An 8,209-nucleotide genomic window follows, 5' to 3' on the forward strand; every position below is an offset into this window, starting at 1 on the left:
TCTATCATTTTCCAAAAGTTGTTAATGAAAATTTTAAATCGAAATATAATTTTATTCAATGGAGAAATAATGAAGCTGAATTTAAATTATGGTGCGAAGGTAAAACCGGATACCCAATTGTTGATGCAGGAATGAGGCAATTAAATGAAACTGGTTATATGCACAACAGAGTTAGAATGATAGTAGCAAGTTTTTTAATTAAGCATTTATTAATAGATTGGAGTTGGGGTGAAGCTTATTTTGCTGAAAAATTATTAGATTTTGAGTTGTCAGCTAATAATGGAAACTGGCAATGGGTTGCTGGTACTGGATGTGATTCGGCTCCATATTTTAGAGTTTTTAATCCATTTACGCAACAACAAAAGTTTGATCCAAATTTTAAATATATTGAAAAGTGGAATCCTAATTATAAGGAAACTCCCGAAATTGTGGAACATAAATTTGCTAGAGAACGGTATTTAACGGTGCTAAAAAAAGCGTTGTTTAAATAGGTTCTGCCAGTTTTGAAATCATACCATTAAATACAAACCAATGAAATGGCACAACTGAAAGCCAATACAAACGTCCTGCAATACCTTTAGGTCTAAAAGTAGCAGTCTGATACAATATGTTGTCTTCAATTTTAAATTCTAACCAAGCTTCTCCTGGAAGTATCATTTCAGCATATAATAACAGTCGTTTTTGCTTTTTATCGGCATAAATCACACGCCAAAAATCGAGGGAATCACCAATATTAAGTTCTGTTGGATTTGTTCTGCCTCTTCTTAATCCAATACCTCCAACAACCTGATCAAAAAAACCTCTAAGTTTCCATAAAAAATTCCCGTAATACCAACCGTTTTCTCCTCCAATAGCCCAAATTTTATCAATAGTTTCTGTTGGGTTAATAATGGAGCGTTGCTTAATATCTTTATAGCATCCATAGCTTGGCACGTTAATGTATTCATGAGCTTTGTGTTGTAAACGACCGCTGATAAATGAGTCTTTCCAGCTAGAAATAATACTGTTTTGTTCAATTTTTACAAACGCATTTTTTATTGCTTTTTTGTAAGAAATGGGTTTTATATCTAATAGCTCATTTATATTGCTGGGGTTTCCAATAATTTCAATGCCCATACTATTTACGAGTGATGATGCAAGTTTATAAGATGTTGATGTTACAAAAAACAACCAATAAGAAGACAATTTTGGGGTCATAATAGGTACCGTTATAATGTATCTTTTAAGGCCTCTGGTTTTTGCGAATCCAAGCAACATTTCTTGATAAGTTAATATTTCTGGGCCAAAAATATCAAAAGACTTATTATATAATTTTTCATTCCCAATTGCCCTCAATAAAAATTTTAAAACATCTCTTATTGAAATTGGTTGTGTTTTAGTGTTCAGCCATTTTGGAGCAATCATTACAGGTAATTTTTCAACTAAATCCCTAATAATTTCAAATGAGGAACTTCCTGAACCTACAATGATACCTGCTTTAAAAGTAGTAAGTGAATATGTATTTGATTGTAAAATATTTTCTACATTTTTTCTAGACAATAAATGTTTTGAAAGTTTGGTATCGTTCGTTATTCCGCTTAAATAAATTACTTGTTTTGTTGTTGTTTTTTCTAAAAATTCCTTAAAATTTTGTGCGCATTTTTCTTCTAAGGAATGAAATTCTGTTGAAGAATTAGACATTGAGTGTATCAAATAATAAGCAACATCAATATCTTTTGGAATATTTATTAATGTTTCAGGCTTTAAAAAATCAGCTTCAACAATTTCTATATAATCATCTTCTTGGTATTTAATGGTTCTAGAAGCATCTCTAACAGAGCAAACCACTGTATGTCCTTCATTTAATAATAATGGAATTAATCGTTTTCCAATATAACCAGTTGAGCCTGTGACAAGAATTTTCATATAGTTTAAATTATAGGTCTTTGATATTCAAAGCGTTGTTTTAAATTTGGTATTGCATAGCCATCCAAACCGTTAATTGTTGCAATTGTTCCTTTAGATAAATTAATAAAACCATCTTCTTCCAATAGATTTTCTTTAATATAGAGTCCTTGTATCTCTCCAATAATAAGTTTAGTGTTATTAGATTTTATATCATATTCTTCAATGTATTTCATAGATAATTGAATTGGGCAATCTTTAACAAAAGGCGCATAAAAATTATCTTTGCACTCAGTTTCTAAATTTGTTACGTCAAATTCTGAGATGGATTTATCATATTTTGCTGATGTATGATGCGCATCTTTTAATATTTTTTCATGAATATGATTAATTGTAAAATAACTAGCCTCCATTATATTTTCATAGGTATTTCTTAAAATTGTTGTTGGTCTCAAAAAAAAACCTAGCATTGGTGGAGATGATCCAATATGCGTAATTGAGCTAAAGATAGCAACATTTGTTATGTTTTCAATTGATTTTGTTGCAATTAAATTAGCAGATTTATATCCAGAACAACTATTGATAAGGTTTATTTTATACAAGTGCTCTAAAGAATTCATTTCCTTAGTGTTGAAATAAATCATTATAAACTTTTAAAATTGTTAATTTTTATGTCTTTGGCTTTTAAATCGAACATTAAATTGTACAGTCCGAAAAAAGTTCTGTTGATGTAAATAAAGTGTTTAGAGCCTCTATTTCCATTCATATTTTTAAGTTCGGTGCTTTTTGAATAACGGTCACCTAAATCTGCAATTTGTTTAAAGAATTCGGGATTAGAGAAATCGAATGTTTCTTTATGGAATGGTTGTGTGAATAAACTTAACATATCATAAAACATTGCTGTGAAAAAAGTTAATTCTTCTTCAGAGTCGTCATTTCTTAATATCTCTAACTCAAATAATGTTTCTTTAAATAATTGAGTATTGTTAATATTTTCTTTTTTTGCCAATTCAAAATATGGAATATAAAATTCATCTGGAATGGTTTTCATACAACCAAAATCTATTGCAATTAATTCAGTATTTTCTGAAATTAAAAAATTCCCGGGATGCGGATCAGCGTGTACCTTTTTTAAATGATGAATTTGATACATATAAAAATCCCACAAGGCTTGTCCTAATTTATTCGATTTTTCTTGGTCTGTATTATGTGCCGTAAATTCAGATAAATGTTCACCATGCATCCAGTCCATGGTAATAATTTTTTCTGAAGAAAATTCTTCATAGTAATTAGGGAATAGTAAATTAGGAATATGAGCACAAGCTGCTGAAATTTCTTTACTTTGTTTAATCTCTAAAAAGTAATTTGTTTCTTCAATTAGTTTGTCTTCAACTTCTTTAAAATATTTATCGGAATCTTTACCTTTAATGTTAAACATACTAATGGCAATAGGCTTTACCAAAGCTAAATCACTAGAAATGCTATTTGCTATACCTGGATATTGAATTTTTACCGCTAAATTTTTACCATTTTTTGTTGCTTTATGAACCTGACCAATACTTGCTGCGTTTACAGAATTAGAATTAAAAGTATCAAATAGTTCGTTTGGAGATTTTCCAAAGTATTTTTTGAATGTTTTTACAACCAAAGGGGCGGAGAGTGGTGGTACTGAAAATTGTGATAGCGAAAATTTTTCTACATAGGCTTGTGGTAAAATGCTTTTTTCCATACTTAGCATTTGGGCAACTTTTAAAGCACTTCCTTTTAGTTTTTTTAAACCATCGTATATATCTTCGGCATTGTTTTTATTTAAGCGTTCTTTAGCTTCAATTTCTGGATTTATAATTTTATCTCCGTAATATTTTAAATAGTTTACGCCAACTTTTGCGCCAGTTTGCATAAGTTTAGAAGCTCGTTGCATTTTAGAAATAGGAATTGTATCAATACTTTTTATCATTCTCTATAAGTTTAAATTCATTTTTTCCTTGTATAAAAATTTACCAAAATCAATCATGCTTTTTAAAGGTGTTGTAGAAATGATATCGAAGCTAGTATTGATTGATTTTTCAATAAAAATATCGGTTTTTTCAAATGATATAGAACTATCATTTAACCAAAACTGCAATGTCATTAGAAGCTGAACCCAGGCACTTTCCTGAATACTTTTTTGTTGAAACTGCGTTATGTTTTTCTGTTTAAAATCAATGGTTTCTATTTCAAGTCCGTTTATAAAGTGTATAAAACTCTTTCTTAACTCCGTTAGCGTTTTTAGCTTATTTAAATGGTTTTTATTATCATTCAGTGCAATTAAAACATAACTTCTATTTGCTGTAAGGTTTTCAAAAAAAGTAAAATAGAAACTTAATAATTTGTTTCGGGTATCAAATGTTGGGTATTCTTCACTGGTTTCTAAAGCTTGCATTGCATTGTTAAAGAACGTTTTAAAAATAGCTTTTTCCAGAGATTCAAAAGAGCCAAAATGGCTGTAAAATAATGATTCATCAAAATTGTAAGCTTTCGCAAATGCGTAAACTGATTTTGGTGATGATTCATTTTCTAACACATAGCTCATATAGCTAGAAATGATTTCGTTGTGTGATATTTTTTTATTTTTTACCATAATTTTTTTTGTTTAATGAAATAATATGTAAATTAAACAAAAAATAATATTAAATCAAATAGATGATTATAGTAAATATTTATGAGAGTATAAATTAAAGATATACGCATTATTTTGAAAAGCCTTTTATATTGTTTAATATTGTATTAAATAAATTAAACAAAAAAAATGAATTATAAATCAGCTGTTACTAGAAGAGAACATTTTAATTCAGCACATAGGTTACATAATGCAAGGTGGTCTGATGAAAGAAATAAAAGTGTATTTGGTAAATGCAACAATCCGAATTTTCACGGTCATAATTATGAACTTGAAGTAAAGGTTATTGGTTCCATTAATGAGGATACGGGTTATGTTATAGATACTAAGGAGCTATCGGATTTGATTAAAATGAATATTCTTGAAAAATTTGACCATAAAAATTTAAACTTAGATGTTGAAGAATTTAAAGATTTAAATCCAACTGTCGAAAATATTGCAAGGGTTATTTATATGATTTTAAGACCTCTTATTGAGGAAAAATACGAACTAAAAATTAAACTTTATGAAACACCAAGAAACTTTGTTGAATTTCCCTATTAATGGAAATAAATTAAACAGTTTTTCGTTTGATGAAATAGGAGACGATCATTTATATACTGGTATAGAAACGCCATTAACAGAGGATGCTTTTTTGATAAATGATGAAGAAAAGAAAGAAAAAATAGCAAACCTATTTGGACAAATAATGGAAGTTATGGGATTAGATTTAACCGATGATTCATTAGAAGGAACTCCTAAAAGAGTTGCTAAAATGTATATTGATGAAATTTTTTCAGGATTAAATCCTGCTAACAAACCAAAGATTGCATTGTTTGATAATAAATATCAATACAATCAAATGTTGGTTGAAAAAAATATTCAGTTTTATTCCAATTGCGAACATCATTTTGTTCCTATTTTTGGTAAAGTACACGTGGCTTATGTGTCATCTGGAAAAGTAATTGGGCTATCAAAAATTAATAGAATTGTACAGTATTTTGCAAACAGACCGCAGGTGCAAGAGCGTTTAACGAATCAGGTTGCTAGAGAATTAGCCGAAATTTTAGAAACTGAAGACATTGCAGTAATTATTGACGCTAAACATTTGTGCGTGGCTTCAAGAGGAATTAAAGATGATTCATCAGCAACAGTTACAAGTTATTATGGTGGCGTTTTTAATTTGCCTGAAAAAGTTGTAGAATTACACAATTATTTAAACTTATAAATTATGGATTTAGTTGAAAAAGCATTGGAATTTGAACATCGTAAAATTTCGTTAAGAACAACGAACGAGCGTATTATAGCTTCAAAAGAAGTGAAATCATTAATTTTAGGAATTAATGAAATTTATAAAAAGACTAAAAATTCAGATTTAATGGATTTGATGAAAAGGCTTACTGTTATTAAAAAGAAAGTTGAGAAAAGGTTGAATTTTAAAGTAACAGTATAAAAACATGAAGACAATTGTTATAATTGGTGGCAGTAAAGGTATTGGGGAAGCTATTTTACAAAATCAGCTTAACACTCATAAAGTTATAAATATAAGTAGGTCAAAACCTTCAATTATTCATGAAAATTTACTACATTATAACTGTGATATTTTAGTGGATGAATTGCCTGATTTAAATGAGGTAGATAGCTTAATTTATTGTCCTGGAAGTATTAATTTGAAACCATTCTCAAGATTTAAAATTGAAGAGTTCCGATCAGATTTTGAAATTAATTTCTTAGGAGCTGTTAAAGCTATACAAAAGTATTTACCGCAATTAAAACAATCGAATAAAGCAACCATATTACTTTTTAGTACTGTTGCAACTAAGTTGGGGATGCCTTTTCATACCAGCATTGCTTCTGCAAAATCTGCCGTTGAAGGACTTGTAAAGTCATTAGGTGCTGAGTTGGCTCCAAAAATTCGAATCAATGCTATTGCGCCTACAATTACAAATACGACCTTATCTGAAAAATTATTAAGAAATGATGCAATGAAAGAAGCAATTGCAGAGCGGCATCCGCTAAAAAAATATTTAATACCACAAGAAGTTGCTGATATGGCAGATTTTTTGATTTCAGAAAAATCAGGAGGAATGTCAGGGCAAATAATTAGGTTGGATTGTGGTATTGTAACTTTTAAAATATAATATATATGAAAACAATAGCATTAATAGCAACTATATTTAGTTTGTTTTTTTTAACAATAATAACAACAAATAATTCAATATTTATGAAACCTAAAACATCAATTTACGATATTTCTATAAAAAGTTTATCGGGTGAAAAAATAGATTTATTGAAGTTTAAAGGGAAGAAAATTCTTTTTGTGAACACAGCTTCAGAATGCGGATTTACAAAACAATATGCCGATTTGCAAAAATTGCACGAAACATACAATAATAAATTGGTTGTAATAGGTATTCCTTGCAATCAGTTCGGTGGTCAAGAACCAGGAAATGCTATGCAAATTCAATCCTTTTGTCAGGTTAATTACGGTGTCACATTTTTAATGGCTGAAAAGGTGGATGTGAAAGGAGATAAACAACATCCTTTATATAAATGGTTAACTGAAAAAGAATTAAACGGAGTAAAAAGTAGCTCGGTAAAATGGAATTTTCAAAAATACTTAATAGATGAAAATGGTAATTTTATAGATTATTACTACTCAATTACAGGTCCTATGAGTAGTAAAATTACAAAACAACTGTAATGAAACAAATGATGTGGTTAGTATTGTTTTTACTGATAAATTTTTCAGCACTTGGTATTGGTAGTTGGCTAATGAATAGCGGCCCAACATCCAATTGGTATTTAACATTAAATAAGGCTCCTTGGACACCTGCTGGTTGGGTTTTTGGTGTTGCATGGACAACCATAATGATCTGTTTTTCAATCTATTTATCTTATTTGGTAAATATAAAAGTTACCAATACATTTTGGTTATTGTTTATCATTCAATTTATTTTAAATGTATCGTGGAACTTTATATTTTTAATCAGCACGCTATTGGTTTGGGATTGATTATAATTATATTGCTTACAGTACTTGTTGGGTATTATTTGTTCAGTTTTCTTTCTGAAATGAAATTAAAATCCTTATTAATTGTACCTTATTTTTTATGGTTACTTATTGCAACTAGTTTAAATGCTTATTCATATTTAAAAAATTAAGGTTATGGAGTTTTCTTCAAAAGGAATTGTTTATCGTTTATCTTCGAAACAAAAATTGCCAATTTCAGTTGACCAGGCTTGGGATTTTTTATCCAATCCAAAAAATTTAAAAATCATTACTCCTAATTATATGAGTTTTGATATTATTTCGGGTGATGATAAGCCAATGTTTGCTGGGCAAATTATTCAATATATAGTTACACCAGTTTTAGGTATTAAAACAAATTGGGTTACAGAAATAACTCAAGTGGTTGATAAAGAATATTTTGTTGATGAACAACGATTTGGTCCTTATGCTTTATGGCATCATAAACATTTTATACAACCGATTGAAGGAGGAGTTGAAATGGAAGATATAATAGATTATAAAGTTCCATTTGGTTTTATAGGAAGAATGGTACATCCAATATTGGTAAAACCTAAGTTAACAGAAATATTTAACTACAGAACTACAAAATTAATTGAGTTATTTGGTTCGTTAAAGTAAAAAGGAAATGTTTTTAAAAATTATAATAATGTCGAT

Annotated in this window: 11 protein-coding genes and 1 pseudogene; 8 read left to right on the forward strand and 4 right to left on the reverse strand. The window is 28.9% G+C overall.

The genetic code is table 11. From position 1 onward, the window contains the following. Positions 1-491: FAD-binding domain-containing protein (locus Q0352_RS08310; protein ID WP_299526523.1), on the forward strand; the 491-nt coding region annotated here is incomplete at its 5' end. Here Q0352_RS08310 and Q0352_RS08315 read toward each other — a convergent pair. The 4 genes from Q0352_RS08315 to Q0352_RS08330 are packed head-to-tail and all read right to left on the reverse strand — an operon-like array spanning position 484 to position 4,504. After that, positions 484-1,905, reverse strand: coding sequence for an SDR family oxidoreductase (locus Q0352_RS08315; RefSeq protein ID WP_299526526.1), 1,422 nt, complete (start codon positions 1,903-1,905; stop codon positions 484-486). The genes Q0352_RS08310 and Q0352_RS08315 overlap by 8 nt on opposite strands. Before the next feature lie 5 nt (positions 1,906-1,910). Further along, positions 1,911-2,528: a flavin reductase gene (locus Q0352_RS08320; RefSeq protein WP_299526529.1), complete on the reverse strand. Its 618-nt coding sequence runs from the start codon at positions 2,526-2,528 to the stop codon at positions 1,911-1,913. Continuing rightward, positions 2,528-3,838, reverse strand: coding sequence for an AarF/UbiB family protein (locus Q0352_RS08325; protein WP_299526549.1), 1,311 nt, complete (start codon positions 3,836-3,838; stop codon positions 2,528-2,530). Before Q0352_RS08325 ends, Q0352_RS08320 begins: the two co-directional genes overlap by 1 nt. Before the next feature lie 6 nt (positions 3,839-3,844). Beyond that, positions 3,845-4,504, reverse strand: coding sequence for a TetR/AcrR family transcriptional regulator (locus tag Q0352_RS08330; RefSeq protein ID WP_299526532.1), 660 nt, complete (start codon positions 4,502-4,504; stop codon positions 3,845-3,847). A 168-nt stretch (positions 4,505-4,672) separates the two neighbouring features. Here Q0352_RS08330 and Q0352_RS08335 point away from each other — a divergent pair, with 168 nt between their 5' ends. The 7 genes and pseudogenes from Q0352_RS08335 to Q0352_RS08365 all read left to right on the forward strand — a co-directional run bounded on the left by Q0352_RS08335 (position 4,673) and on the right by Q0352_RS08365 (position 8,173). Further along, on the forward strand, positions 4,673-5,086 hold the full coding sequence (locus tag Q0352_RS08335) for a 6-carboxytetrahydropterin synthase (RefSeq protein WP_299526535.1): 414 nt from the start codon (positions 4,673-4,675) through the stop codon (positions 5,084-5,086). After that, a complete protein-coding gene (gene folE / locus Q0352_RS08340) occupies positions 5,049-5,750 on the forward strand; it encodes a GTP cyclohydrolase I FolE (RefSeq protein WP_299526538.1) in 702 nt (233 codons plus the stop codon). Before Q0352_RS08335 ends, folE begins: the two co-directional genes overlap by 38 nt. A gap of 3 nt (positions 5,751-5,753) precedes the next feature. Next, a complete protein-coding gene (locus Q0352_RS08345; protein ID WP_299526541.1) occupies positions 5,754-5,975 on the forward strand; it encodes a hypothetical protein in 222 nt (73 codons plus the stop codon). Between the two features lie 4 nt (positions 5,976-5,979). Then, on the forward strand, positions 5,980-6,663 hold the full coding sequence (locus Q0352_RS08350; RefSeq protein WP_299526544.1) for an SDR family NAD(P)-dependent oxidoreductase: 684 nt from the start codon (positions 5,980-5,982) through the stop codon (positions 6,661-6,663). A gap of 83 nt (positions 6,664-6,746) precedes the next feature. After that, entirely contained in the window at positions 6,747-7,226 is a 480-nt protein-coding gene (locus Q0352_RS08355; protein ID WP_299526552.1) for a glutathione peroxidase, read from the forward strand. A 71-nt stretch (positions 7,227-7,297) separates the two neighbouring features. Then, positions 7,298-7,686 (forward strand): annotated as a pseudogene (locus Q0352_RS08360) (TspO/MBR family protein). A 4-nt stretch (positions 7,687-7,690) separates the two neighbouring features. Next, positions 7,691-8,173: an SRPBCC family protein gene (locus Q0352_RS08365; RefSeq protein ID WP_299526547.1), complete on the forward strand. Its 483-nt coding sequence runs from the start codon at positions 7,691-7,693 to the stop codon at positions 8,171-8,173. Positions 8,174-8,209: the final 36 nt, after the last annotated feature.

Source organism: uncultured Lutibacter sp. (genome assembly GCF_937891065.1).
Taxonomy (GTDB): Bacteria; Bacteroidota; Bacteroidia; order Flavobacteriales; family Flavobacteriaceae; genus Lutibacter.